At 63.8% G+C, this 23,856-nt stretch carries 20 protein-coding genes and 1 pseudogene; 11 read left to right on the top strand and 10 right to left on the bottom strand.

Annotated features, from left to right (window positions below; all coding sequences use genetic code 11):
- Positions 1–22 precede the first annotated feature (22 nt).
- The gene (locus NKH59_RS28045) at positions 23–1,546 is read left to right on the top strand and encodes a malonate--CoA ligase (RefSeq protein ID WP_353023698.1); all 1,524 of its coding nucleotides are present in this window, start codon (positions 23–25) and stop codon (positions 1,544–1,546) included.
- Here NKH59_RS28045 and nagA read toward each other — a convergent pair.
- Genes nagA through NKH59_RS28025 form a run of 4 tightly spaced genes read right to left on the bottom strand, consistent with a single transcriptional unit; the run spans position 1,543 to position 5,406 of the window.
- Positions 1,543–2,721 carry an N-acetylglucosamine-6-phosphate deacetylase gene (gene nagA / locus NKH59_RS28040; protein WP_353023696.1) on the bottom strand — a complete coding sequence of 393 codons (1,179 nt, stop codon included), beginning with the start codon at positions 2,719–2,721 and terminating at the stop codon, positions 1,543–1,545. The two genes, NKH59_RS28045 and nagA, sit on opposite strands and share 4 nt — an antisense overlap.
- Positions 2,718–3,749 (bottom strand): SIS domain-containing protein, encoded by a 1,032-nt coding sequence (locus tag NKH59_RS28035; RefSeq protein WP_353023695.1) that lies wholly within the window; start codon positions 3,747–3,749, stop codon positions 2,718–2,720. The genes nagA and NKH59_RS28035 overlap by 4 nt, the downstream gene beginning before the upstream one ends.
- On the bottom strand, positions 3,746–4,528 hold the full coding sequence (locus NKH59_RS28030) for a GntR family transcriptional regulator (RefSeq protein ID WP_352684093.1): 783 nt from the start codon (positions 4,526–4,528) through the stop codon (positions 3,746–3,748). The genes NKH59_RS28035 and NKH59_RS28030 overlap by 4 nt, the downstream gene beginning before the upstream one ends.
- Complete coding sequence (locus NKH59_RS28025; RefSeq protein ID WP_353023694.1) at positions 4,525–5,406, bottom strand: glucosamine kinase nucleotide-binding domain-containing protein; 882 nt, start codon at positions 5,404–5,406, stop codon at positions 4,525–4,527. Before NKH59_RS28025 ends, NKH59_RS28030 begins: the two co-directional genes overlap by 4 nt.
- Before the next feature lie 198 nt (positions 5,407–5,604).
- Between NKH59_RS28025 and NKH59_RS28020 the strand changes: the two genes are divergently transcribed.
- The 7 genes from NKH59_RS28020 (at position 5,605) to NKH59_RS27990 (ending at position 12,375) form a co-directional block, all read left to right on the top strand.
- Positions 5,605–6,564 (top strand): N-acetylmuramic acid 6-phosphate etherase, encoded by a 960-nt coding sequence (locus NKH59_RS28020; protein WP_031212743.1) that lies wholly within the window; start codon positions 5,605–5,607, stop codon positions 6,562–6,564.
- Positions 6,565–6,566: 2 nt separating this feature from the next.
- Positions 6,567–7,826 carry an ABC transporter substrate-binding protein gene (locus tag NKH59_RS28015; RefSeq protein ID WP_352449606.1) on the top strand — a complete coding sequence of 420 codons (1,260 nt, stop codon included), beginning with the start codon at positions 6,567–6,569 and terminating at the stop codon, positions 7,824–7,826.
- 238 nt (positions 7,827–8,064) lie between these two features.
- Positions 8,065–8,988 carry a carbohydrate ABC transporter permease gene (locus NKH59_RS28010; protein ID WP_023718922.1) on the top strand — a complete coding sequence of 308 codons (924 nt, stop codon included), beginning with the start codon at positions 8,065–8,067 and terminating at the stop codon, positions 8,986–8,988.
- Between the two features lie 12 nt (positions 8,989–9,000).
- Entirely contained in the window at positions 9,001–9,840 is an 840-nt protein-coding gene (locus NKH59_RS28005; RefSeq protein ID WP_023718923.1) for a carbohydrate ABC transporter permease, read from the top strand.
- A complete protein-coding gene (locus tag NKH59_RS28000) occupies positions 9,837–10,304 on the top strand; it encodes a DUF4304 domain-containing protein (protein ID WP_352614241.1) in 468 nt (155 codons plus the stop codon). The genes NKH59_RS28005 and NKH59_RS28000 overlap by 4 nt, the downstream gene beginning before the upstream one ends.
- 1 nt (position 10,305) lies before the next feature.
- Positions 10,306–11,361, top strand: a complete 1,056-nt coding sequence (locus NKH59_RS27995; RefSeq protein ID WP_352819627.1) for a Gfo/Idh/MocA family protein — start codon at positions 10,306–10,308, stop codon at positions 11,359–11,361.
- 15 nt (positions 11,362–11,376) lie between these two features.
- On the top strand, positions 11,377–12,375 hold the full coding sequence (locus tag NKH59_RS27990; protein WP_352527632.1) for an ABC transporter ATP-binding protein: 999 nt from the start codon (positions 11,377–11,379) through the stop codon (positions 12,373–12,375).
- A 105-nt stretch (positions 12,376–12,480) separates the two neighbouring features.
- On the opposite strand, the gene NKH59_RS27985 is transcribed toward NKH59_RS27990, so the two are convergent.
- The 5 genes from NKH59_RS27985 to NKH59_RS27965 form a co-directional block, all read right to left on the bottom strand.
- Positions 12,481–13,326, bottom strand: a complete 846-nt coding sequence (locus NKH59_RS27985; RefSeq protein ID WP_353023692.1) for a fumarylacetoacetate hydrolase family protein — start codon at positions 13,324–13,326, stop codon at positions 12,481–12,483.
- Between the two features lie 166 nt (positions 13,327–13,492).
- Positions 13,493–14,224 carry an SDR family oxidoreductase gene (locus tag NKH59_RS27980; RefSeq protein WP_023677124.1) on the bottom strand — a complete coding sequence of 244 codons (732 nt, stop codon included), beginning with the start codon at positions 14,222–14,224 and terminating at the stop codon, positions 13,493–13,495.
- A 175-nt stretch (positions 14,225–14,399) separates the two neighbouring features.
- On the bottom strand, positions 14,400–16,772 hold the full coding sequence (locus NKH59_RS27975) for an aldehyde dehydrogenase family protein (RefSeq protein ID WP_353023691.1): 2,373 nt from the start codon (positions 16,770–16,772) through the stop codon (positions 14,400–14,402).
- 13 nt (positions 16,773–16,785) lie between these two features.
- Entirely contained in the window at positions 16,786–17,835 is a 1,050-nt protein-coding gene (gene deoC, locus NKH59_RS27970; protein ID WP_353023689.1) for a deoxyribose-phosphate aldolase, read from the bottom strand.
- Between the two features lie 162 nt (positions 17,836–17,997).
- On the bottom strand, positions 17,998–18,825 hold the full coding sequence (locus NKH59_RS27965) for a ferredoxin--NADP reductase (protein ID WP_352771472.1): 828 nt from the start codon (positions 18,823–18,825) through the stop codon (positions 17,998–18,000).
- 218 nt (positions 18,826–19,043) lie between these two features.
- Between NKH59_RS27965 and NKH59_RS27960 the strand changes: the two genes are divergently transcribed.
- Genes NKH59_RS27960 through NKH59_RS27950 form a run of 3 tightly spaced genes read left to right on the top strand, consistent with a single transcriptional unit; the run spans position 19,044 to position 23,560 of the window.
- Positions 19,044–21,128, top strand: a complete 2,085-nt coding sequence (locus NKH59_RS27960) for a hydantoinase/oxoprolinase family protein (protein ID WP_353023687.1) — start codon at positions 19,044–19,046, stop codon at positions 21,126–21,128.
- Between the two features lies 1 nt (position 21,129).
- The gene (locus tag NKH59_RS27955; protein ID WP_353023685.1) at positions 21,130–22,845 is read left to right on the top strand and encodes a hydantoinase B/oxoprolinase family protein; all 1,716 of its coding nucleotides are present in this window, start codon (positions 21,130–21,132) and stop codon (positions 22,843–22,845) included.
- A complete protein-coding gene (locus tag NKH59_RS27950; RefSeq protein ID WP_353023684.1) occupies positions 22,817–23,560 on the top strand; it encodes a hypothetical protein in 744 nt (247 codons plus the stop codon). Before NKH59_RS27955 ends, NKH59_RS27950 begins: the two co-directional genes overlap by 29 nt.
- A 27-nt stretch (positions 23,561–23,587) precedes the next feature.
- On the opposite strand, the pseudogene NKH59_RS27945 reads toward NKH59_RS27950, so the two are convergent.
- Positions 23,588–23,749: pseudogene (locus NKH59_RS27945) on the bottom strand (ABC transporter permease); the annotation flags it as partial.
- Between the last annotated feature and the right edge of the window lie 107 nt (positions 23,750–23,856).

Here is a 23,856-nt window from a genome sequence, read left to right as displayed (position 1 = left end):
AGACAGCCGCTCGGGGGGACTTTTGAGCAACCATCTGTTCGATGCTTTCCGTGCCCGGATGCCCACGCCCGGACGCCTTTTGATGGAGGCAGAGGACGGGCGCTCGATCAGCTATGGCGAAATGCTGGCGCGCTCCGCTCAACTGGCACATGTGCTGTCGCAGCTGGGCGTCGAAGCCGGCGACCGCGTCGCCGTTCAGGTCGAGAAGAGCCCGGAGGCCATTTTCCTCTATCTCGCCTGTCTGCGTGCCGGCGCGATCTTCCTGCCGCTCAACACCGCCTATACGCTGACCGAACTCGACTATTTCTTCAGGGATGCCGAGCCGCGACTGATCGTCTGCGACCCGGCGCGAGTGACCGAGATCGGCGTTTTGGCGCAGGCCTCGGGCGCTGCGGTCGCGACACTCGGCAGCAAGGGCGAGGGTTCGTTGACCGATCGGGCCTCTGAGGCGGCCATGGACTTCCACGACGTGGCGCGCGGACCGGACGACCTTGCTGCGATCCTCTACACATCCGGCACCACCGGCCGTTCGAAGGGCGCCATGCTCAGCCACGAAAACCTCGCCTCGAATGCGCGGGTGCTGGTCGACCTCTGGCGCTTCACTGCCGCAGACGTGCTGATTCACGCGCTGCCGGTTTTCCACACGCATGGCCTTTTCGTCGCCACCAATGTCGTCCTGATGGCCGGCGCCTCGATGCTGTTCGAAACCAAATTCGACCCGGCCCGCATCGTCTCGCTGCTGCCGCGCGCCACCGTGCTGATGGGCGTGCCGACATTCTACGTCCGCCTGCTGCAGCAGGACGGTTTGAACCGGCAAGCGGCGAAAAACATCCGCCTGTTCATTTCCGGCTCGGCGCCGCTTTTGGCCGAGACGCACAGAGCCTGGCGAGAGCGCACCGGCCACGCCATCCTCGAGCGCTACGGCATGACCGAGACCAACATGAACACGTCGAATCCTTATGATGGCGAGCGGCGTGCCGGCACGGTCGGGTTTCCCCTGACCGGCGTTTCCCTGCGCATCACCGACCCCGAGAGCGGCGAAACACTTGCCAAGGGCGATGTCGGCATGATCGAGGTGAGGGGTCCCAATGTCTTTTGCGGCTACTGGCGCATGCCGGAAAAGACCAAAGCGGAGTTCCGTGACGACGGTTTCTTCATCACCGGCGATCTCGGGCTGATCGATGCCGACGGCTATGTCCACATCGTCGGCCGCGGCAAGGACCTGATCATTTCCGGCGGCTACAACATCTATCCAAAGGAAGTCGAGAGCGAGATCGACGCGCTGCCGGGCGTCGTCGAAAGCGCTGTCATCGGCGTTGCCCATCCGGATTTCGGCGAAGGCGTCACCGCTGTCGTGGTGAGGGCGCCAGGCTCGACCATCAGCGCCGCAGCGATCGTCGAGGCCATCGCCGGGCACCTCGCCAGGTACAAGCATCCGAAACGGGTGATCTTCGTCGACGAACTGCCGCGCAACACGATGGGCAAGGTGCAGAAGAACCTGCTGCGCGAAGCCTACAAGGACCTCTATACGTCCAAAGCCGGCTAACCCTGACAAGCAGGGCTGCCTGCAAAAACCCTGGCACCATCGATCCAGACGCTTTTAATGTCCAGATCGTCCGACAGCGAAACGATGTTGGCCGCGGTACCGTTGGCGAAGCGCCCGAGCCGGTGCGACTGGCCGATCGCCTGCGCCGGATAGAGCGAGGCCATGCGCAAGGCTTCGTCGAGGTCGAGGCCGACGACGCGGTGCATGAAGCGCACTGCGGAAATCATGTCGAGATCCGCGCCCGCCAGCGTGCCGTCGGCAAGTGTCAGCCTGCCATCCTTGCGGTGGATGGTGCGGCCGTTCAGCGTGAACGAGGTCATGTCGGTGCCGATCGTCGCCATGGCATCGGTAACGAGCAGGATCTTGCCCGGCCCCTGCTTGGCGCGCAAGGCGATGGCCATGGTGGCCGGATCGACATGGATACCGTCGGCGATGATGCCGGCATAGAATGTGCCTGTATCGATTGCGGCGCCCGCCAGCCCCGGCTCGCGATTGCCGATCTGGCTCATCGCATTGAACAGATGGGTGATCACCGTTGCGCCGGCCTCGGCAAAGGCGCGAGCCGTGGCATAGCCGGTATCGGAATGGCCGATGCTGACGACAATGCCGGCCTTGCTAAGCGCCGACACCTGGCTGGGCTCGACGGATTCGGGCGCCACCGTCGTCAGCAGCACGGGCAGGTTTTTCCGTGCGGCGATCAGCATCGTCTGGTCGGAGTCTAGCATCGGCCGGATCAAAGCCGGGTCATGTGCGCCCTTGCGGGCGATCGACAGATGCGGCCCTTCGAGGTGCAGGCCCAGGAACCCCGGCACCTTCCTCCGTGCCGCCTCGGCTCCGGCCGCAACCGCCGCGGCGGTGATCTCGGACGTGTCGGTGATCAGCGTCGGCAACAGCGCCGCCGTGCCGAAGGGTGCGTGCGCCCGGCAGATGGTCTCGATCGAGGCGACGTCCGGATGGTCGTTGAGCATGACGCCGCCGCCGCCATTGACCTGCAGATCGACGAATCCAGGCGCCAGCATGCCGCCGCCGGTCTCGATATGCGCAACATTGGATGGAATGGCACCGGCGGCAACAATGGCCTCGACGAGGCCGTCGCGCACGACAAGCGCCGCATTGTCGTGCCAGTCGTCGCCATCGAAAATCCCGGCGCCAGTCAGGGCAAAACGGTCGCTCATAGGGTTTCCGTTACCTTGCGCAGATTGGGCGGCGTGTCGGGGTCGAGGCCGCGATGGCGGGCAAAGGCCTCGACGAAACCATAGAACGACACGATCAGCGTCAGCGGGTCGGTCAGCGGATGACCGGTTGCGACATGCGGCAGGCGCTGAGCGCTCTTTGCCTTGTTCGACGTCACAAAGACGGCAGCGCCCTTGCCGGCCAGGCTGTCGGCGGCATCGGCCACCGATGGCTCGGACGCATCGCGAGCAGCCAGAGCCAGCACCGGGAAACCGGGACCGACCAGCGCCAGCGGGCCGTGCATGACCTCGGCGGCACTATAGGCTTCCGCATGCATGGCGCAGGTTTCCTTGAATTTCAGCGCCGCCTCGTTGGCGATCGCCGCCGACGGGCCGCGGCCGAGAATGAACAGCGATTTCGGCGTCTCGAGTGCCCCAGCCAGCGCCATCCAGTCGCAGGCGATCGCCTTGCGAAAATGCTCCGGCAAGCGCGCGAGCGCCACCAGGAGTTTCTCGTCGCCGGTGCAATGCGCCATCAAGGCGAGTCCGGCGACGGCTGAATTGACGAAGGTCTTCGTCGCCGCGACGCTGCGCTCCGGTCCGGCCAGGATGTCGATCGCGTAGTCCGAAGCCCGCGCCAGCGGCGACTCGGCGGTGTTGGTGATGGCGACGGTCAGCGAACCGCCGGTCCTCGCCGCTTGCGCCATTGCAACGATGTCCGGGCTCTTGCCGGACTGCGAGATCGCCAGGCAGGCCGAGCCGCCCAGCTTCAGCTTGGCGCCATAGATCGAGGCGATCGACGGGCCGACCGATGCAACCGCCAGCCCGGCGGTCAACTCCACGGCATATTTCATGAAGGTCGCGGCATGGTCGGACGAGCCGCGCGCCACGGTGACGACGAAATTCGGGTCGCGCTCGCGAATGCCGCGTCCAGCTTCCGTCAGCACCGCGGCCGAGCCATCGAGCAGACGGGCGGTGGCCTCCGGGATCTCCTCGATCTCGCGCCGCATGTGGGTCGTTGTCGCGGTCATGGCCGGCCCTCTTCGCCCGGCCCGCTCAGCCGGAGTTCGGCGACAAAATCATAGGCGTCGCCCCTGTAGATGGAGCGGGTAAACTCGATCACCTTGCCGCTCGCCAGATAGGAGATACGCTCGATGTGCAGGCCGGCAATGCCCGGCGGTACTTCCAGCAGATGTGCGTCGCCATCGCCGAGGTTGGTGGCGGAAATGCGCTGCACCGCCCGCACCGGCCTGTTGCCGGTCTTTTCCAACGCCGCGTAGAGCGACGAACCAATCGCCGTCGGATCGGGCAGCACGCTTGTCGATAGCGAGGCGCGCTCGATCGCCAGCGGCGTGTCGTTGGCGATACGAAGGCGCGCCACGCGCGCAACCAATTCGTTCGATGCCAGGCCGAGCACCATCATCTCGTCGGGCGACGGCGGATAGAGGCCGCGGTCGAGCCAAGCCGAACGCACCGCCATGCCGCGCCGTGCCATGTCCTCGGTAAACGAGGTCAGCATCGACAGCGACTGCTCGACGCGCTCCATACGTGGCGCAACGAAGGTACCGGAACCATGGCGCTGGACGAGGATGCCGCCCTTGACCAGGTCCTGCACCGCCTTGCGCACGGTGACGCGCGAAATGTCGGCCTTGCTAGCGATGTCGCGCTCGGAAGGCAGCGCATCGCCAGGTCCGATCAGCCCGCGTTTGACCGCATCCTCGATACTCTTCCTGAGCTGCAGATAGAGCGGCGCGCCACTCTGCGACGATTGTTTCAGCGCCGCGAATATCTGGTCGGCGGCCTCACTCATCGAGCTGCCTCCGCCGTGTTTGCGAAAATCCGAGCCGCCATCTGAACCGCGCCGCCCAGAGCGTCGTCGAGCGGCGGTTTCAGCAGCGCCCGGTAGCGGGCCGACAGGCGCGGCGCGTAAAGCGGCGCCAGCCCGCCGAGCAGGCAGAGCGGATCGCCGCCGCCCAGGTCGAGCACGCCAAGCGCTGCTTCGACATCGGCGACCGCCTTGTCGAGGATCCAGATAGCGACGACGTCGCCTTTTTCGGCATGTTCGAACACCTTGGGCGCGAAGCCGCCGAAATCGCCGGGCTTGGCGTTGGTGGTGAATTCGACCAGATCCTCGGGATTGTTGCGGAAAATGGCGAGCATGGTCTCCGTCAGCGGCGATCCCTGGCGGATGCCGTCATAGGCGAGCAGCGTCTGCTCGAGCAGGTCGCGGCCGATGCGGGCGCCGCTGCCCTGGTCGCCGACCTGGAACCCCCAGCCGCCGATGGCGCGCGACTTGCCTTGTTTGCGTGCCATATAGGCGGTGCCGGTGCCGAGGATGGCCATGGCGCCGTCGCCTGAGCCAACCGCGCCTTCCAGCGCGATCTCGGCGTCGGGCTCGACACGGCTGATGCGAAACGGCAGGATCGCTTCGAGCTGCTGCCGGTAGGTGCCGACATTGGCGCCTGCAAGACCGAGAACGGCCGGAGTTTGCGGGATCAGTGCGGGATCCTTGCCCGCGGCGACAAAGGCCTGCTGCGCTGCGTCGACGATGTTCGTCCTGGCGCCGGTGAGATCGGTTCGGATGTTGGCGGCACCGCTTTTGGCGCGGCCGAGGACGATGCCGTCGGCCGTTGCAAGGGCCGCCCTGCAGCTGGTGCCGCCGCCATCGATGCCGAGCACGAATTTCACGCGATTTCTCCTCCGGGCGGATAATACCAATAAAATACCAATAGCCAAGGATTAATTTCCGTTTCAAAAAAGTTAAGGCGTAGTTTGTTGAAAAATCAGCCAATTTCGTTCGCAAGCCTGCACTGCCGCAAGGATTTCATTAATGCGTGTGGACAAGTGGTATTTTTTTGGTATGGTTTCTCGATTGGAGGAAAGCGGATGGCCGAAACGCGCACCGAAGCGCTTCACCAGAATGCCGAGGGACTGGATATCCAGGCCCCGGAAGCCGTCCTTTCCTCTTTGGCCAACGCACAGATCGAGGCCGCCAAGGCCGTGCACGGCGCCATTCCTGCCATTGCTGCGGCAGCCGAAATCATCGCAAGCAGACTGAAAAGCGGCGGCAAGCTCGCCTATGCGGCTGCCGGCAGTTCGGGCCTGATGGCACTGGCCGATGCGCTTGAGCTGCCGGGCACTTTCGGCATCCAACGCGACCGCATCGCCATCCTGATCGCCGGCGGCGACGAGGCCTTCAAGACACTGGCCGGCGGGCCGGAGGACGACACCGAGGAAGCTTCGGCAGCAGTTGCCGCCGCCCGCATCGGCAAGGGCGACTGCCTGATCGCCGTCTCGGCCAGCGGCTCGACACCTTATGCAGTCAGGGCGATCGAGGACGCCAGGCGCCGCGGTGCGGCGACCATTGCCATCGCCAACAACAGGGATGCGCCGCTGTTGCGGCTGGCCGACATCGCCATCCTGCTCGAAACGCCGCCGGAGCTGATTGCCGGCTCAACGCGCATGGGCGCAGGCACCGCCCAGAAGATCGCGCTCAACATGCTGTCGACGCTCGCCGCCATCCATCTCGGCCATGTCCATGACGGCTACATGGTCAACCTCATGGCCGACAACATCAAGCTGCGCGACCGCGCCGCACGCATCGTCGCCGCTGTCAGCGGGCGCGACAAGGACGAGGCGGCGCGCCTGCTCGAAAGGAGCGGCGGCGTCGTCAAGACCGCTATTCTGCTCGCCGCCGGCGCCGCCAGCGCCGATGCAGCCGAGAAGATATTGGAAGGGACTGGCCACAAGCTGCGGCCGGCCCTTTCCGCGATCGAGGGGAGCAAGGGGCGCAATGCCTCTGTTCTCATCAAAACCGAACCTGAAAAAGGTCAACAGGGAGACTGAGCATGACAACGAAGCTACTGACGGCACTTCTTCTCGGCACCAGCATTCTCGGCTCCGCCGGGGTGGCTTATGCCGACGACGTAACGCTCAACATCGAAAGCTGGCGCGGCGACGACCTTGCCATCTGGAAGGACAAGCTGATCCCGGCCTTCGAAGCCAAGAACCCGGGCATCAAGGTGGTGTTCGCGCCGTCGGCGCCGACCGAATATGACGCCGCCCTCGGCGCCAAGCTCGCCGCCGGCTCGGCCGGCGACCTGATCACCTGCCGCCCGTTCGACAAGTCGCTGGAACTCTTCAAGAAGGGCAACCTCGCCGACATCTCGACCCTGCCCGGCATGGAGAACTTCTCCGACGTCGCCAAGGCCGCCTGGCAGACCGACGACGGCAAGTCGAGTTTCTGCGTGCCGATGGCCTCCGTCATCCATGGCTTCATCTACAACAAGGACGCCTTCGACAAGCTCGGCATCAAGGTGCCGGAGACGCGCGACGAATTCTTCGCCGCGCTCGACAAGATCAAGGCCGACGGCACCTACATCCCGATGGCGATGGGCACCAAGGACCTCTGGGAAGCGGCGACCATGGGCTACCAGAACATCGGCCCGAACTACTGGAAGGGCGAGGAAGGCCGCCTGGCGCTGATCAAGGGCGAGCAGAAGCTGACCGATCCGCAGTGGGTCGAGCCCTTCAAGGAACTGGCCAAGTGGAAGGACTATCTCGGCGACGGCTTCGAGGCGCAGACCTATCCGGACAGCCAGAACCTGTTCACGCTCGGCCGCGCCGCCATCTACCCGGCCGGCTCGTGGGAGATCGGCCTGTTCAACACGCAGGCGCAGTTCAAGATGGGCGCCTTCCCGCCGCCGGTGCAGAAGGCCGGCGACACCTGCTACATCTCCGACCACACCGACATCGGCATGGGCCTCAATGCGGCCTCGAAGAACGCGGATGCGGCCAAGACCTTCCTGTCCTGGGTGGCCTCGCCGGATTTCGCCACCATCTACGCCAACGCGCTGCCGGGCTTCTTCAGCCTGAACAACACCCCGGTGAAGATGGAAGACCCGCTGGCCCAGGAATTCGTCTCCTGGCGCGGCAAGTGCAAGTCGACGATCCGCTCGACCTACCAGATCCTGTCGCGCGGCACGCCGAACCTCGAAAACGAGACGTGGGTTGAATCGGCCAACGTCATCAACGGCACCGACACGCCGGAAGCTGCCGCCAAGAAGCTGCAGGACGGCCTCGACAGCTGGTACAAGCCGGCGAAGTAAAGCGCGGCGAAGCGTTGTCTCCCCCCTCGAGGGGGAGATGTCGCCGAAGGCGACAGAGGGGGTCGGTCGAGGCAGACTGCGGCTTGATCGCTGCTGGAAAGCACGGTCGAACGACGATGGCGTGCTCCTCTGCCGACCCCACCCGCCTCGCTTTGCGAGGTACCCTCCCCTCGAGGGGGAGGGAGGCGCCGCGCCCTTTGGCGGCAATAGCAAGACCTGATCGGCGGGGACCGAACGCATGGCCGCAGCACCGAAAAGACCGTTCCGTTGGCATATCGGCGTTTTCCTGGCGCCGGCGCTGCTGGTCTATACGGCGATCATGATCCTGCCGCTGGCCGGCACGCTGCAGCTGTCGCTGTTCCGCAACATCAACCAGTCGCAGGTCTTCGTCGGACTGGAAAATTTCCGCATGCTGTTCGGTGATCCCAACTGGTCGGTCAATTTCTGGAACGCGCTCAGGAACAATGTCTGGTTCTTCATCATCCACATGCTGGTGCAGAACCCGATCGGCGTCCTTTTGGCCGCACTTCTGTCCAGCCCCAGGCTACGGTTTTCCGCCTTCTACCGCACGGCGATCTTCGTGCCGACGATCCTGTCTTTCGTCATCGTCGGCTTCGCCTGGAAGCTGATCCTGTCGCCGCTATGGGGCGTGGCGCCGCATATGATGGACCTTGTCGGCCTGAAAAGCCTGTTCACGCCCTGGCTCGGCAAGGCGCAATATGCGCTGACCGCGCTCAGCCTGATCTCGGTGTGGCAGTTCGTCGGCATCCCGATGATGCTGATCTATGCGGCACTGCTGTCCATTCCCGAAGAGGTGATCGAAGCGGCCGAATGCGACGGCATCACTGGGATGGCGCAGTTCTGGAAGATCAAGCTGCCGCTCATCCTGCCGTCGATCGGCATCATCTCGATCCTGACCTTCGTCGGCAACTTCAACGCTTTCGACCTGATCTACACCGCGCAAGGCGCGCTGGCCGGGCCGAACTATTCAACGGATATTCTCGGCACCTTCCTCTACCGCGCCTTCTTCGGTTTCCAGCTGCAGGTCGGCGATCCCAACATGGGCGCGGCGATCGCCACGATGATGTTCCTGATCATCCTCGGCGGCGTCTGCGTCTATCTGTTCCTCGTACAGACGCGCTTGCGTCGCTACCAGTTTTAGGGGAGCGCGACCATGAGCACCGCAACCCGCTCGCTGCCCCGCACCATCGGCGCGCATGCGATCCTTCTGACCTACACCGCAATCGCGCTGTTTCCGGTGATCCTCGTGATCATGAATTCGTTCAAATCGCGCGCAGGGATTTTCGGCGCGCCGCTGACGCCGCCGACGCCAGGGACCTTCGACCTGATCGGCTACACCACGGTGATCGGCCAGGGCGACTTCATCCACTATTTCCAGAACAGCCTTGTCGTCACCGTCGCCTCGCTGTTCTTCGTGCTTTTGTTCGGCGCCATGGCTGCCTTCGCGCTGTCGGAATACCGCTTCCGCGGCAATTCGCTGATGGGGCTCTATCTGGCGCTCGGCATCATGATCCCGATCCGCCTCGGCACCGTCGCCATCCTGCAGCTGATGGTGGCGAGCGGGCTGGTCAACACGCTGACGGCGCTGATCCTGGTCTATACGGCGCAAGGCCTGCCGCTTGCCGTCTTCATCCTGTCGGAATTCATGAAGCAGGTCTCCGACGACCTGAAGAACGCCGGCCGCATCGACGGGCTATCGGAATACACCATCTTCTTCCGCCTGGTGTTGCCGCTGGTCAGGCCATCTATGGCGACGGTCGCCGTCTTCACCATGATCCCGATCTGGAACGATCTGTGGTTCCCGCTGATCCTGGCGCCGTCGGAGGAAACCAAGACGGTGACGCTCGGCGCGCAACTGTTCCTCGGCCAGTTCGTCACCAACTGGAATGCCATCCTGGCGGCACTGTCGCTGGCGATCATGCCGGTGCTGATCCTCTACGTCATCTTCTCGCGGCAGCTGATCCGCGGCATCACTTCGGGAGCGGTCAAGTGAGTGAGGGTCGGGACGCGATCAGTCGAGGCCTCACCGAGTCGGCAATCCGCCACAGATTCCGCGGCGTTCGCAAAACAAACTATTATCGCGAATGGCCGGAAACGGTCTGTCTGCTTAACCTTCAGAAGTCTGCCTGGGGACCGCAGTTCTATCTCAATGCAGCTGTCTGGCTGACTCGGTTCGGGATCGAGCGTCGACCGAAGGAATACAACTGTCATATCGTCTGGCGTGTCAACTCCCTGATGGTTAGCGAGCAATCCAAGGCATTCACCGAGGCGCTGGATCTGGATCGTCCGTTGCCGGACGACCGGAGGTCTTCTCTGATCAAAGAGGGAGTCGATACATACGGGTTCGGACTTCTGGCACGTTGTGAAAGCGAAAAGGCTGCTCTGCAGATCGCCAGTGAGTATGGATCGAGTATTAGGATGGACCTGAAAGCCCGCGCTCTACTAAAGGCAAACTGAAATGGACCAACCCCTTCGCGTTGTCATCGCCGGCCTCGGCAATATGGGGCGCAGCCATGCGTTGGCGTATCACACCAATCCGGGATTCCAGATCGCCGCGCTGGTCAACCGCTCCGATGTGCCGCTGCCGGAAGGGCTTTCGACCTACGCCATCCGGCGTTCCTTCGACGAGGCGCTACGCGACGAAAAGCCCGATGTCGCCTGCATCGCTACCTATTCCGACAGCCATGCCGACTATGCGGTCAGTGCATTCGAGGCCGGCTGCCATGTCTTCGTCGAAAAGCCGCTGGCAACGACGGTCGCCGATGCAAAGCGCGTGGTCGCGGCAGCCAAGGCCAACGGCAAAAAACTGGTGATCGGCTACATCCTGCGCCATCACCCGTCCTGGATCCGGCTGATCGCCGAGGCGCGCAAGCTCGGCGGCCCTTACGTGTTCCGCATGAACCTCAACCAGCAATCCTCCGGCCATAGCTGGGAGACGCACAAGCAGTTGATGCAGACGACATCGCCGATCGTCGATTGCGGCGTGCATTATCTCGACGTGATGCTGCAGATCACCGACGCCAGGCCAGTCGAGGTGCGCGGCATGGGGCTGAGGCTGAGCGACGAGATCGCGCCGTCAATGTACAATTACGGTCATCTGCAGGTGCTATTCGACGACGGTTCGGTCGGCTGGTACGAGGCCGGCTGGGGGCCGATGATTTCGGAGACGGCTTTCTTCGTCAAGGACGTGATCTCGCCCAATGGCTGCGTGTCGATCGTCATGAAGGAGGGTGTCAGGTCCGACGACATCGACACCCACACCAAGACCTCGACCATCCGCCTGCACAGCGCGGCGACCGGCGCCGACGGCAAGTTCGCGAAACCGGACGAAATGCTGTCGATGCAAGGCGAGCCCGGCCATCAGGACCTCTGCGACCTGGAACAGGCGTTTGTGCTGAAGGCGATCCGCGAGGATCTGGACTTGACCCGCCACATGGACGACGCGGTGAAGTCGCTCGCCGTCTGCCTTGCCGCAGACGAGAGCGTGCGCAGCGGCCTCGCCGTGAAACTCTAGAACAGGGACGAAGCCGTGGGCTCGCTGAACATCGAGAACGTGAAAAAAGCCTTCGGGCCGGTCGAGGTGCTGAAGGGCATCAACCTCGAGGTGACGGATGGCGAGTTCGTCGTCTTCGTCGGTCCATCCGGTTGCGGGAAGTCGACGCTGCTCAGGGTCATTGCCGGGCTGGAGGACTCGACCTCGGGCCGCGTGGTGATCGACGGGGCGGACGTCTCCGCCACGCCGCCGGCCAAGCGCGGTATCGCCATGGTGTTCCAGACCTATGCGCTCTATCCGCATCTGACTGTGAAGAACAATATGGGCCTCGGCCTCAAGCAGGCGGGCACGCCGGCGGCCGAGATCGACCGCCGCATCGGCATCGCTTCCTCGATGCTGTCGCTGGAGCCCTACCTCTCGAGGCGGCCGGCCGAGTTGTCCGGCGGCCAGCGCCAGCGCGTCGCCATCGGCCGCGCCGTGGTGCGTGAGCCCAAGCTTTTTCTGTTCGACGAGCCGCTGTCGAACCTCGACGCCGCACTGCGCGTCAACACCAGGCTGGAGATCGCGCAATTGCATCGCCGGCTGAAGGCCACGATGATCTATGTCACCCACGACCAGGTCGAGGCGATGACACTGGCCGACAAGATCGTCGTGCTGAACGCGGGAAAGATCGAGCAGATCGGCGGACCGATGGAGCTTTACAATTCGCCGGCAAATGAATTCGTCGCCGGCTTCATCGGCTCACCGAAGATGAACTTCGTCGACGGGGCCAGGCTTGGCGAGACGGCCAAGACCATCGGTGTCCGCCCCGAGCACCTGACCGTCGATCCGAAATCCGGTGCCTGGAAAGGCACGGTTGTCCATGCCGAGCACCTTGGCGCCGACACCAATCTCTATCTCGACTGCGAGAAGGCCGGCTTGATCACAGTGCGCATTTTTGGCGTCTATAACGCCGAACCGGGTGCCACGCTCTACGCGACGCCGGATCCGGCAAAGACATACCGGTTTGGGGCCGATGGGAAGGTGCTGAAATAGCGCAGGTGCCGACTCCCCTTCTCCCCTTGTGGGCTAGCGTGCGCACACCTCTCCGAAGCAGATGTGTGCGCACGCTAGCCCCCAGGGGAGAAGGCAAAGCGCCGCCTACAAATCCGCCTTGAACGTCTGCTTCTGGATGCCCAGCCCTTCGATACCGAGCTCGACCACGTCGCCGGGCTTCAGGAAGACCGGCGGCTTCATGCCGAGGCCGACGCCGGGCGGCGTGCCGGTAGAGATGATGTCGCCCGGGTGCAGCGACATGAACTGGCTGAGATAGGAGACGAGATAAGCGACGCCGAAGACCATGGTCTTGGTCGAGCCGTTCTGCATGGTCTTGCCGTTGACCGTCAGCCACATCGGGATGTTCTGCGGGTCCTTGATCTCGTCCTTGGTCACCAGCCACGGGCCGATCGGCCCGAACGTGTCGCAGGACTTGCCCTTGGTCCACTGGCCCTGGCGCTCGGCCTGGAAGGCGCGCTCGGAGACGTCGTGCGCGACGCAATAGCCGGCGATATAATCAAGCGCCTCGGCCTCGGTGACATACTTTGCAGTCTTGCCGATCACCACGCCGAGCTCGACCTCCCAGTCGGTCTTCACCGAGCCGCGCGGGATCAGCACGTCGTCGTTCGGCCCGACAATAGCCGAGCTTGCCTTCATGAAGATGATCGGCTCCGGCGGCACGGTGGCGCCGGTTTCGGCAGCATGGTCGGAATAGTTGAGACCGATGCAGATGAATTTGCCGGTGCCGGCGACGCAGGCGCCGATGCGTGGCTTGCCGGAAACCGCCGGTAGCGTTTTCGGATCGAGCTTCGACAATGTCTCAAGCGATGCCGGATCGAGCGTCTTGCCGGCAATGTCGGTGACATGGGCGGAGAGGTCGCGGATCGTTCCATCCGCATCGAGCAGGCCGGGGCGTTCGCTCCCCGCCTCGCCATAGCGCAGCAGTTTCATGCAGTTTTCTCCCAGTTGCGACCAGAGGCCGTTTGCAAACTCGCTCCGCTGCGGCGAATGGCGTGGGTTTCGAGAACCGGAGCGGAGCGTACTTAAAGTACGTGAGCACCGGAAGCGCAGAAAGCCGCGTCAGGCGCCCGGCGGAGTAGGGTTTTCAAATGGCCTCTTAGATCGACCAGCCACCGTCGATATTATAAGCCTGCCCCGACGTATAGGTGGCGCCGGCCAGATAGACGGCGAGGTCGGCGATTTCCTCGGGCGTGCCGAGGCGGCCCATCGGCTGGCGCGCGATGAAGGCGGCGCGAGCTGCTTCGTAGTCGCCCTGCGCATGCATGCGGTCCTGCAGCGACGGGCTTTCGACCGTGCCCGGACAGATCGCATTGCAGCGTATGCCCTTGCCGACATAGTCGGCGGCGACCGACTTGGTCAGGCCGATGACGGCTGCCTTGGTTAGGCCATATACGAAGCGGTTCGGCACGCCCTTGGTCGAACTGGCCAGCGACGCCATGTTGATGATCGAGCCGTCGCCGCGCTCCAGCATGCCGGGCAGCACGGCGCGGATGGTGCGGATCATCGAGCGGACATTGAGATCATAGGCAAAGTCGAGATCGCCGTCCTTCATCTCGAGGATCGAGCCGGAATGGACGAAGCCGGCGCAATTGAACAGCACGTCCACGGCGCCGATCTCGGCAAAAGCGGCGTTCACCGCCTCGTCGTTCAGCACGTCGAGCTTGCGGGTCTTGATACCGGGCGTCTTGCCGAGGTCGGCGAGCACCACCTCGTTGATGTCGGTGGCATGGACGACGGCGCCGACCTTGGCGAACGCCAGCGCGCTCGCCCGGCCGATGCCTTGCGCCGCCGCCGTGACGACAACGATTTTGCCTGTCAGATCCGCCATGCTTTTCTCCTCGCCCGTCTGTGGTCGTTCGGCTTTACCGGCGCAAGGCCGGGGCGCAATGTGCCAGCCGGGCACTACCATCCCGCCTGTTTCGATATTCGCCTGCCAGCCAAATGTTTTTTCTCGGTAAAGAACATCTTTTGGCCCGTCAAGCCCGGACGTCTCTCCGGGGCACTCAGTCGCCGTAGGGCACCCAGACGTTCTTGACCTCGATCGCACGGCGCAGCAAGGCATCGCCGGCTGCTTCGTTCGAGGGCCAGTCGAGGCTGTGGCCGTTGCCGGTCCAGACGCGTTTGAGATTGCCGATGGACTCAGCCTCGGCCTTGGCGCAAGTCTCGGCGTCGACGAACACCCAGAGCCCGTCGACATCGTCATGCTTGGCCAATACGCCGGCAAGCTCGGCGCTACGGCCGGTGACGATATTGATGGCGCCTGCCGGAACGTCGGAATATTCGATGACCTGGTAGAGGTCGGTGGCAAGCAGCGGGTATTTTTCGGATGGCACTGCGACTACGGTGTTGCCCATGGCAAGCGCCGGCGCCACCAGCGAGATCAGGCCAAGCAGAGGCGCATTATCCGGCGCGATGATGCCGACGACGCCGACTGGCTCGTGCAGCGCCAATGTGACGGCGCGGGCCGGCGGCTGGTGGACGCGGGCCTCGAATTTGTCGGCCAAGCCGGCATAGAGGAAAAGGCGCTCGATCGACAGCTCGACCTCGTCACGCGCCGCCTTGGCGGTCGCGCCGGTGAGCTGGGTCAAACGGGCGGCAAACTCGTCTGCGCGGCCGGAAAGGTTTTCGGCCACGTAGTAGAGTACCTGGCTGCGGTTGTAGGCGGTCGCCTCCGGCCACGACTTGCAGGCGCGCGCGGCCGCGACGGCGTCACGGATATCCTTGCGGTTGCCGAGACCGATCTCGCCGGCAAGCTTGCCCTTGGCGCTGGCGATGGCGAAGGAATAATTGCCGTCCGGCCGGACCTGCTTGCCGCCGATGAACAGCTTTGCCGTGCGGTCGATGGCGCCACCTTCCGCCTGCTCGACAGGTTGGGCCGAAGACGTTGCCGGTTTGATGATCGGGCCGAGCGGCAGTTTTGCCGAGAGATATTCGAACATGCCCTCGCGCCCGCCTTCGCGGCCAAAACCGCTCTCGCGGTAGCCGCCGAAGCCGCAGGAGGCGTCGAACATATTGGTGCCGTTGACCCAGACGACGCCGGCCTTCAATTGCGGCGCGACGTGCAGGGCAAGATTGATGTTCTCGCTCCACACCGAAGCGGCCAGGCCATAGCGTGTGTTGTTGGCGAGCTCGATCGCTTCCTCGGTGTTGCGGAAGGTCATAGTGGCGAGCACCGGCCCGAACACCTCTTCCTGCGCCAAGATGTTAGCCGGCGAAACACCGGTCGCCAGCGTTGGCAGATGGTAATAGCCCGCGGCGGGCAGTGCCGAGTCCGGCTGCCAGCAGATCGCGCCCTGCTTGGCGCCTTCGGCGATCAGGCCCTTGACGCGATCGAGCTGAGTCAAATCGACCAGCGGGCCGATATCGGTGTTCTTGTCGAGCGGACTGCCGATGCGCAGCCGGCTCATCCGCGTCTTGACCTTGGCGATGAAGGCGTCCGCGATGCCTTCTTGCACCAGAAGGCGCGAGCCGGCACAGCACACCTGGCCCTGGTTGAACCAGATGCCGTCGACCAGACCCTCGACGGCGCTGTCGAGGTCGGCATCCTCGAAAACCACGAATGCCGACTTGCCGCCAAGCTCCAGCGACAGTTTTTTGCCCGAGCCGGCAGTGGCCTTGCGGATGATCTTGCCGACCTCGGACGAACCGGTGAAGGCAATCTTCTGGACGCCGGGATGGTTGACGATGGTCGCGCCCGCCTCCGGCCCGCCCTGGACGATGTTGACGACGCCCTTCGGCACGCCGGCGCGTCCGCAGATCTCGGCAAACAGGATCGCGGTGAGCGGCGTGAATTCCGCGGGTTTGAGCACCACGGTGCAGCCCGCAGCGAGCGCCGGCGCGATCTTCCAGGCGAGCATCAAGAGCGGGAAGTTCCACGGGATGATCTGGCCGACGACGCCGACGCCCTTGTGGCCGGGAAAATCCCTGTCCAGCGCCTGCGCCCAGCCGGCATGATGGATGAAATGGCGGATCGCCAGCGGCACGTCGATGTCGCGGCTTTCGCGGATCGGCTTGCCATTGTCGATCGATTCCAGCACCGCGAACAGCCGTTGGTTGCGTTGCATGGCGCGGCCGATGGCATAGAGCACTTTGGCTCGGCTGTAGCCGGTGCTGGCGCTCCATTTCGGCAGCGCTTTTGTGGCCGCCGCAACCGCCGCGTCGATCTCGGCGGCACCGGCATCCGACACCTTGGCCAGCAGCTTTCCCGAGGACGGATCGCTGGTGTCGAAGGTTTTGCCTCCGCTGGCTGCCTTCCAGTCGCCGCCGATAAACAGCGCTTTGCCGAAATCCCGCGCGGCAAGCCACGCATCGGCCTCGTTGCGCGCCTCCGGCGCCGGGCCGTATTCCATGGCGTGATAGCGTTCGAGGATGTTCATGAAGTGCTCCGAATCACGCCATCGCGTGGCGATGATTGGCCGAGTAGTGGCCGGTCAAATGATGCTCGAGCTGGCGCTCGATATCGGTCAAAAGGCTCGATGCTCCGAAGCGGAACAGCTCCGGCTCCAGCCACGGCCGGCCCAGTTCTTCTTTCATCAGCACCAGCCAATCGAGCGAGGCTTTTGCCGTGGAAATGCCACCGGCCGGCTTGAAGCCGATGAGATAGCCGGTTTCCTCGAAATAGGCGCGGATTGCGCGCACCATGGCAAGGCCGACCGGCAGCGTCGCGTTGACGCTTTCCTTGCCGGTCGAGGTCTTGATGAAATCTGCACCCGCCATCATCGCCACCATCGAGGCGAGCATGACGTTGCGCAGCGTGGCGAGGTCGCCGGTACCGAGGATCACCTTCAGATGCGCCTCGCCGCAAGCGGCGCGCATCGAGACGATCTCGTTATAAAGCTCCTGCCATTTCGCCCCGAATACCAGGCCGCGCGGGATGACGACGTCGATCTCCTCGGCGCCGTCGCGGACCGATGCTTCGATCTCTTGCAGGCGCGTCGAAAGCGGTGCAAGGCCATGCGGGAAGGCGGTCGAAACGGCGGCGACATGGACGCCGCTGCCGCGCAGCGCTTCTACGGCGGTGGCGACGAAGGGATGATAGACGCAGACCGCCGCCGGGCGGATCTTTTCACCAGTAATGCCCAGCCCCTCGACGATGTCGCGACGGAACGGGTTGACCGCCTTGGCACAGAGCCTGCGCACACGCTCTTCCGTGTCGTTCGAGTTCAGCGTCGTCAGGTCCATGCAGGCGACGGCGCGCAGCAGCCAGGCCGCCTGGTTATCGGCCTTGATCGAGCGTCTTTTGGTCAGGCTGGCGACGCGGCGTTCCAGCGCCGAGCGGTTGACGCCGCGCATCGATTCCATGAAGCCGAGATCGAGCCTCATGCCGGGATTGCGAGCAATGCCATGGGCTTGCGGCATCGGCGCATTGGCGGCGGCGCGCGCCGGCAGCGGCGTGATCTTGGACGTGCCGAGATCGGTTTCGCGGATTGTGCTGCTCATCTCCTGCCCCTTGTTCAGCGACTTATGCCGAAGATAGACCGTGAAGCAGCGCTTCACGAGTCCTTCAAGCAGTCATAGCGGAAAAAGGCGGTCAAGGCAGCCGATTTTTGACCGCATGATCAAAATCAGGGTCTCGAACCAGTGGACGCTGAGCTGCGCGTCTCAGCCGACGAAGGCGCGCTCGACGACGAAGCTTGCCGGATGGTGCAGCGAGCCTTCCTGGAAGCCGAGGCTTTCGGCCAGTTCCTTGACGTCCTTGAGCATATGCATCGAGCCGCAGATCATGATGCGGTCGGTCTCGGGATTGAGCCTGTCGATGCCGAGATCGGTGTAGAATTTGCCCGAGCCGATCAGCGCGGTGATGCGGCCCATGCGCACGGAGGTCTCGCGCGTCGTCGAATTATACAGCGTGACGCGGCCGCCGGTCAGTTCGCCGATCAGCGGGTCCTTCTCAAGCGCTGTCACCAGCTCCTGGCCGTAGGTGAGCTCGGCATTGTCGCGGCAGGTATGGGTCAGGACCACCTGCTCGAACTTCTCATAGGTGTCGGGATCGCGCAGCAGGCTGGCGAAGGGTGCGATGCCGGTACCTGTCGAGATCATGAACAGGCGCTTGGCCGGCGTCAGCGCGTCGACCACCAGCGTGCCGGTCGACTTCTGCCGCATGATGACTGTATCGCCGATCCCGATTTTCTGCAGCTCCGAGGTAAGCGGGCCGTCCGGCACCTTGATCGAGAAGAATTCGAGTTCGTCGTCCCAGGACGGGCTGGCGATCGAATAGGCGCGGAATACTGGCTTCTCGGCATTGGGCAGGCCGATCATGACGAATTCGCCGGAGCGGAAGCGCAGCGACTGCGGCCGGGTGATGCGGAACGAAAACAGCCGGTCGGTATAATGCTTCACCGAGACGACGGTTTCGGCATAGACATTGGCCGGTATCGGGAACTGCAGCGGCCGGGCGCCGGCTGTGTTGAACGCGGATGTGGTGTTCATCAAACCTAACCTTCTGGGCCGGCTCAGCGCCGGCGCCAAATCTCCACCTGCGCGCCCGAACCGGTCAGGTTCCAGCGTGCCGTTTGCACACTCCGAAGCGGTAAGCTCTTGTGTCCGGAATTTATTAGTATACAAACGATATTTGCGTCAAGACGCCACCGTAAAACAGCTTTCCAAACTAAGGCATCTAGGCAGTTCGGGCATTTCGGGTTTCGACAATGGGACAGAATTTTTCGGCGCAAGCGCTGGATTCGACTGGCGGTGTCGTCGCCGGCATCGATGTCGGCGGAACTTTTACCGACCTCCTTCTGATCGACGGCCGTGACGGTGGCCGGGTGCATATCGCCAAGACCCCGACCACGGTCGACAACCAGGCGTTCGGCGTCGTTGCAGCACTTGGCGCCACCGGCTTTCCGGTCGACGGCATCGACCTCATCGTGCACGGCACGACGACCACCACCAACGCGGTCCTGGAGCGCCGGCTGGCCAAGACCGGCATGATCACCACGCGCGGCTTTCGCGACGTCATCGAGCTTGGCCGGCGGACACGGCCGCAGGCCTATGGCATGACGGGCACGTTCGTCCCGATCATTCCGCGCAATCTGCGGTTCGAAGTGTCGGAGCGGGTCGAGGCCTCGGGCGCGGCGCGCATCCCGCTCGACGAGGCCGAGATGCGGACAGCGATTTCACAACTGATCGCAGCCGGCTGCGAATCCCTGGTCATCCATTTCCTGCATTCTTACGCCAACCCGGCGCATGAGCGGCGCGCCGCCGAGATCGCGGCCGAGCTTTGGCCGAACGGCTACATCACGACAGGCCACGCCCTGCTTTCGGAAGCGCGCGAATTCGAGCGCGGGGTGACCGCTTCGGTCAACGCTTCGGTGCAACCGATCCTCGAACGCTATGTCGAGCGGCTGCGCAAGGAGCTGGCGTCAAAAGGCTACGCCCGCGACTTCCTGATCATGAACGGCAATGGCGGCATGATCTCGGCCCGCTTTGTCACACGTGAGTCGGCCAAGACCGTCATGTCCGGCCCCGCTTCCGGCGTCATCGCTGCCGCCTATACCGGAAAACGCGCCGGCTTCGAAAACCTGGTCACCTATGACATGGGCGGCACCTCGACCGACGTGGCGCTGATCCGCAACGCCGAGCCGGCGGTGTCGAACGAGATCGAGATCGAATATGCGATGCCGATCCACGTGCCGATGGTGGCGGTGCATACGGTCGGCGCCGGCGGCGGCTCGATCGCCCGCGTCGATGCGGCCGGCCTGATCCAGATCGGCCCGGAAAGCGCCGGCGCCAATCCCGGCCCGATCTGCTACGGACGCGGCGGCTTGGAGCCGACCATCACCGACGCCAATCTGGTGCTTGGCCGGCTGGCGCCGAAAAAGCTGCTTGCGGTGGAAAACCCGGTCACCGTCGAACGGGTCACCGGCATATTCGAGGACAGGATCGGCCGACCTACCGGCCTGTCCGGCGTCGAGGCGGCGGGTGCGGTGCTGCGGCTCGGCAACGTGAAGATGGCCGGCGCCATTCGCATGGTCTCGGTGTCGCGCGGCCATGACCCGCGCGATTTCGCGCTGTTCGCCTTCGGCGGCGCCGGGCCGCTGCATGCGACGGCACTGGCGCGCGAACTAGGCCTGCCGAAAGTGCTGGTGCCGGCGCGGCCGGGCATCACCAATGCTCTCGGCTGCGTCGTCGCCGATCTGCGCCATGATTTCGTCAACACGGTCAACCAGCCGGTGGCCAGTCTCGATGAAACCCAGCTCCACGAGACATTGGAACGGCACCGAAACGAAGGCGAGGAGCTGATCGGCAAGGAAGCGGTGAAGCCGGAAGCAATCCGTTTCACGCATTCCGCCGACATGCAGTTCGTCGGCCAGACGCATATCATAAACGTGCCGCTGCCGTCGTCTGCGATGACACGCGAGGGACTGCAGCAACTGTTCGAGAAGGCCTATTTCGCCCGCTTCAAGGTCGAGCTACCCGAGATCCGCGCCAATCTGGTCAACCTCAACACGTCGGTCACTGGCGTGCGGCCGACCATCGATCTGTCCCGGCTGATCGATCCGGCTGGGCGCGCCAAAACGCTCGAAGAGGCGCGGCGCGAAATCCGGCCGGTCTGGTATGGCGGGCGCTGGTACGATACGCCGGTCTACAGCAGGGAAAAGCTGCCGCTCGGCGCAGTCATCATGGGGCCGGCGATCCTCGAACAGATGGACGCGACGACTGTGCTGGAGCCCGGCGACCGGGCGCGATCGGATGCCGACGGCAACATCATCATCGATATCGGCGAGGCCTGAGATGGAAAAACTCGACGCCATCACCCTTTCGGTCATCCAGGCGGCGCTACAGCAAGTCTGCGACGAAATGGACCTGACATTTTCGCGCGCCGCGTTCTCGCCTGTCATCGCCGAGGCCAATGACCGTTCGGATGGCATCTATTCGGCGCTCGATGGTTCGCTGATCGCGCAAGGCAGCCAGGGCCTGCCGGTGTTCGTCGGCGTCATGCAGTATTCGACCAAAACGGTGATCGAGATGATCGCCGACGGACGCTGCCTGCCGCCCGAGCCGGGCGATATCTACATCGTCAATGATCCCTATCTCGGCGGCACCCATCTCATGGATGTGCGCTTCGCCATGCCGGCCTACCGGGAGGGGAAGATCTTCTGCTGGCTGTCGAACACCGGCCATTGGCCCGACATTGGCGGTTCGGTGCCGGGCGGATTCTCCGCCTCGGCAACGGCGGTCGAGCAGGAAGGCTTGCGGTTGCCGCCGGTGAAACTGTTCAAGAAGGGCGTGCTCGACCCGGAGATCTACGCCATCATCTGCTCCAACATCCGTGTCGCCGACCAGCGTATTGGCGATATCCGCGCGCAGGCGGCGGCACTGCTGATCGGCCAGGACAGGCTTAACGGAATCCTGGATCGTTACGGAGATGAAACGGTTGTCGAAGCGATCGACGAATTGCGGCGCCGCGCCGCTGAACAGATGCGCGTCAACATATCGGCCATTCCCGACGGAATCTATCGCTCGCGGGCCTTCGTCGATTCAGACGGCGTGGTAAACGAGCCGCTGATCATCGCGCTGGCAGTCGAGAAAAAAGGCGACACGCTCAGCTTCGACTTCTCGGGCTCATCAAAGCCCTGCGCCGGGCCGATGAACAGCGTTCTGGCGACGACCTTGTCCTCTGTGTATCTCGCCATGCGCCACATTTTCCCGGATGTGCCGATCAGCGCCGGCGCCTTCGAACCGCTGATCGTCAAGCGGCCGGAAGGCACCTTCCTCGACGCCAAATATCCGCGCCCGGTGTCGGGCTGCGCGGCCGAGGTTTCGCAGCGCATCGCCGAGGCGGTGTTCGCTGCGATGGTGCAGGCGCTGCCGGACAGGGTGACGGCGGCTCCGGCTGGCTCCAGCGGCAATTTCGCGCTCGGCGGCAACGATCCGGTCCGTGGCCGCGATTATGTCATGTACCAGATCTCCGGCGGCGGCTATGGCGGCAATGCCGGTCACGACGGCCTGACCAATGGCTGCTCGACCATCGGCATCTCCAAGTCGCCGCCGGTCGAGATCATGGAGCAGGCCTTCCCGGTGCTCTACCGGCATTATGCGCTGCGCGAAGGCTCGGGTGGCGCCGGCAAGCACCGCGGCGGGTTTGGGCTCGCCTATGAGGTAGAGATCCTGCGCGGCGACGCCCGCGCCTCTTTCGTCATGGATCACGGCCGGTTCGGCCCGCAAGGCGCGCTCGGCGGCAAGGACGGCGCGGTCAACACGGTGACTGTGTTCCGCAACGGCGAGGAACATGTGCCGCCGCACCTCTCAAAGGAACAGGACATCGCGCTGAAGGCAGGCGACCGCGTGCGCGTCGGCACACCGGGCGGCGGCGGCTACGGCGATCCGTTGCAGCGCGATCCGCAATTGGTCGCTCGGGATGTCAAGCTTGGCTACTATACCGCAGAGCAAGCCAGAGACCTGTTCGGAGTCGTAGCGGATGAGCAACCCAAATCCCCTGGAGGCTGATCTCTCGTCTGAACTGGCCTACGCAGTCGAACGCGTCTATGCCGCTTTCGCGTCTTATCCATCGCCCCGCCACCTGCATGGCTCGCCGTACAAGGATTTGGAATCGATCTTTCGGGGAGTATCCAGTGGTCCGCTTCGGGAGCTCAGTGGTGAAAACCTCGGCGCCTATGCCGGATCGGCCATATGGACGGTCGGCGACGTCGATGACTACCGGCACTTTCTGCCGAGAGTGCTTGAACTTGCCATCCAAGGCGAACCTTCGATGGGGTTCGACGCCAACGTGATTGCCGCAAAGCTCGAAAGGACCTCCTGGCGCGATTGGCCGTTGGAAGAACAGCAGGCTGTCGAGGAGCTGTTTCAGGCTGCCTGGCGAAAAGCGATGACCATGCATCCCGATGAAGGGAACGCGGTTCCCTGGCTGGAGGGCATAGTGCTTGCCGGAATGGATGTAGCAGCTGCATTAGCGGCATGGCGTGATAGCCCTTACCCCGAGGCCATGTTGCACTGTGCGGACTTGATTACCGGCAACATCAAGACACTCGATAAGGGGCACGTGATCTTCAGCGAACAGGTCACCACATGGCTTCTATCCGACAGTCTCGCCTGGCACTTGTTCACCGTCGCGGTCGAGGCTCCCTTGCGCCCCGACGATCGCGAAAAGCTCGCTTGGGCCAGCGAGACCATCGAGAACAATCTGAACTTTCTCAGAAATTAAAGGCGTTGATTGGCCGCGGTTCGCCGGTCACGCTCTGTGGTCCAGCCTCGCGACCAGCCGGTCGCCGGCCCACTGGATGCCGCAGACCAGGATGATCAGCACAATGACAACGGCGATCATGACGGACGTCTCGAAGCGCTGGTAGCCGTAGCGGATGGCGAGGTCGCCGAGGCCGGCCGCGCCCGGGGGGGCCGCCCCGGGCGCCGCGGCGCAACGAGAGCCCACAGGAGCCCTGGGGGCCGGGCCCATGACCCGCCACCCCTGCGGGGCCCCGCCCGGGGGCGGGATGGGGGCGG

Origin of the sequence: Mesorhizobium sp. M0998 (genome assembly GCF_040318885.1) — a bacterium.
Lineage (GTDB): Bacteria > Pseudomonadota > Alphaproteobacteria > Rhizobiales > Rhizobiaceae > Mesorhizobium.
Note: the sequence above shows the minus strand (reverse complement) of the source record. Positions and strands in the feature narration are given on the sequence as shown.

What these genes read in the sequence shown, in the direction of transcription:
- NKH59_RS28030 (WP_352684093.1), bottom strand. Translation starts at nt 4,528, where the DNA reads ATGAGTGAGGCCGCCGACCAGATATTCGCGGCGCTGAAACAATCGTCG.
- NKH59_RS27975 (WP_353023691.1), bottom strand. Translation starts at nt 16,772, where the DNA reads ATGAACATCCTCGAACGCTATCACGCCATGGAATACGGCCCGGCGCCG.
- NKH59_RS27980 (WP_023677124.1), bottom strand. Translation starts at nt 14,224, where the DNA reads ATGGCGGATCTGACAGGCAAAATCGTTGTCGTCACGGCGGCGGCGCAA.
- NKH59_RS27995 (WP_352819627.1), top strand. Translation starts at nt 10,306, where the DNA reads ATGGACCAACCCCTTCGCGTTGTCATCGCCGGCCTCGGCAATATGGGG.
- nagA (WP_353023696.1), bottom strand. Translation starts at nt 2,721, where the DNA reads ATGAGCGACCGTTTTGCCCTGACTGGCGCCGGGATTTTCGATGGCGAC.
- NKH59_RS28005 (WP_023718923.1), top strand. Translation starts at nt 9,001, where the DNA reads ATGAGCACCGCAACCCGCTCGCTGCCCCGCACCATCGGCGCGCATGCG.
- NKH59_RS27960 (WP_353023687.1), top strand. Translation starts at nt 19,044, where the DNA reads ATGGGACAGAATTTTTCGGCGCAAGCGCTGGATTCGACTGGCGGTGTC.
- NKH59_RS28020 (WP_031212743.1), top strand. Translation starts at nt 5,605, where the DNA reads ATGGCCGAAACGCGCACCGAAGCGCTTCACCAGAATGCCGAGGGACTG.
- deoC (WP_353023689.1), bottom strand. Translation starts at nt 17,835, where the DNA reads ATGAGCAGCACAATCCGCGAAACCGATCTCGGCACGTCCAAGATCACG.
- NKH59_RS27965 (WP_352771472.1), bottom strand. Translation starts at nt 18,825, where the DNA reads ATGAACACCACATCCGCGTTCAACACAGCCGGCGCCCGGCCGCTGCAG.
- NKH59_RS27985 (WP_353023692.1), bottom strand. Translation starts at nt 13,326, where the DNA reads ATGAAACTGCTGCGCTATGGCGAGGCGGGGAGCGAACGCCCCGGCCTG.
- NKH59_RS27955 (WP_353023685.1), top strand. Translation starts at nt 21,130, where the DNA reads ATGGAAAAACTCGACGCCATCACCCTTTCGGTCATCCAGGCGGCGCTA.
- NKH59_RS27950 (WP_353023684.1), top strand. Translation starts at nt 22,817, where the DNA reads ATGAGCAACCCAAATCCCCTGGAGGCTGATCTCTCGTCTGAACTGGCC.
- NKH59_RS28010 (WP_023718922.1), top strand. Translation starts at nt 8,065, where the DNA reads ATGGCCGCAGCACCGAAAAGACCGTTCCGTTGGCATATCGGCGTTTTC.
- NKH59_RS28035 (WP_353023695.1), bottom strand. Translation starts at nt 3,749, where the DNA reads ATGACCGCGACAACGACCCACATGCGGCGCGAGATCGAGGAGATCCCG.
- NKH59_RS28015 (WP_352449606.1), top strand. Translation starts at nt 6,567, where the DNA reads ATGACAACGAAGCTACTGACGGCACTTCTTCTCGGCACCAGCATTCTC.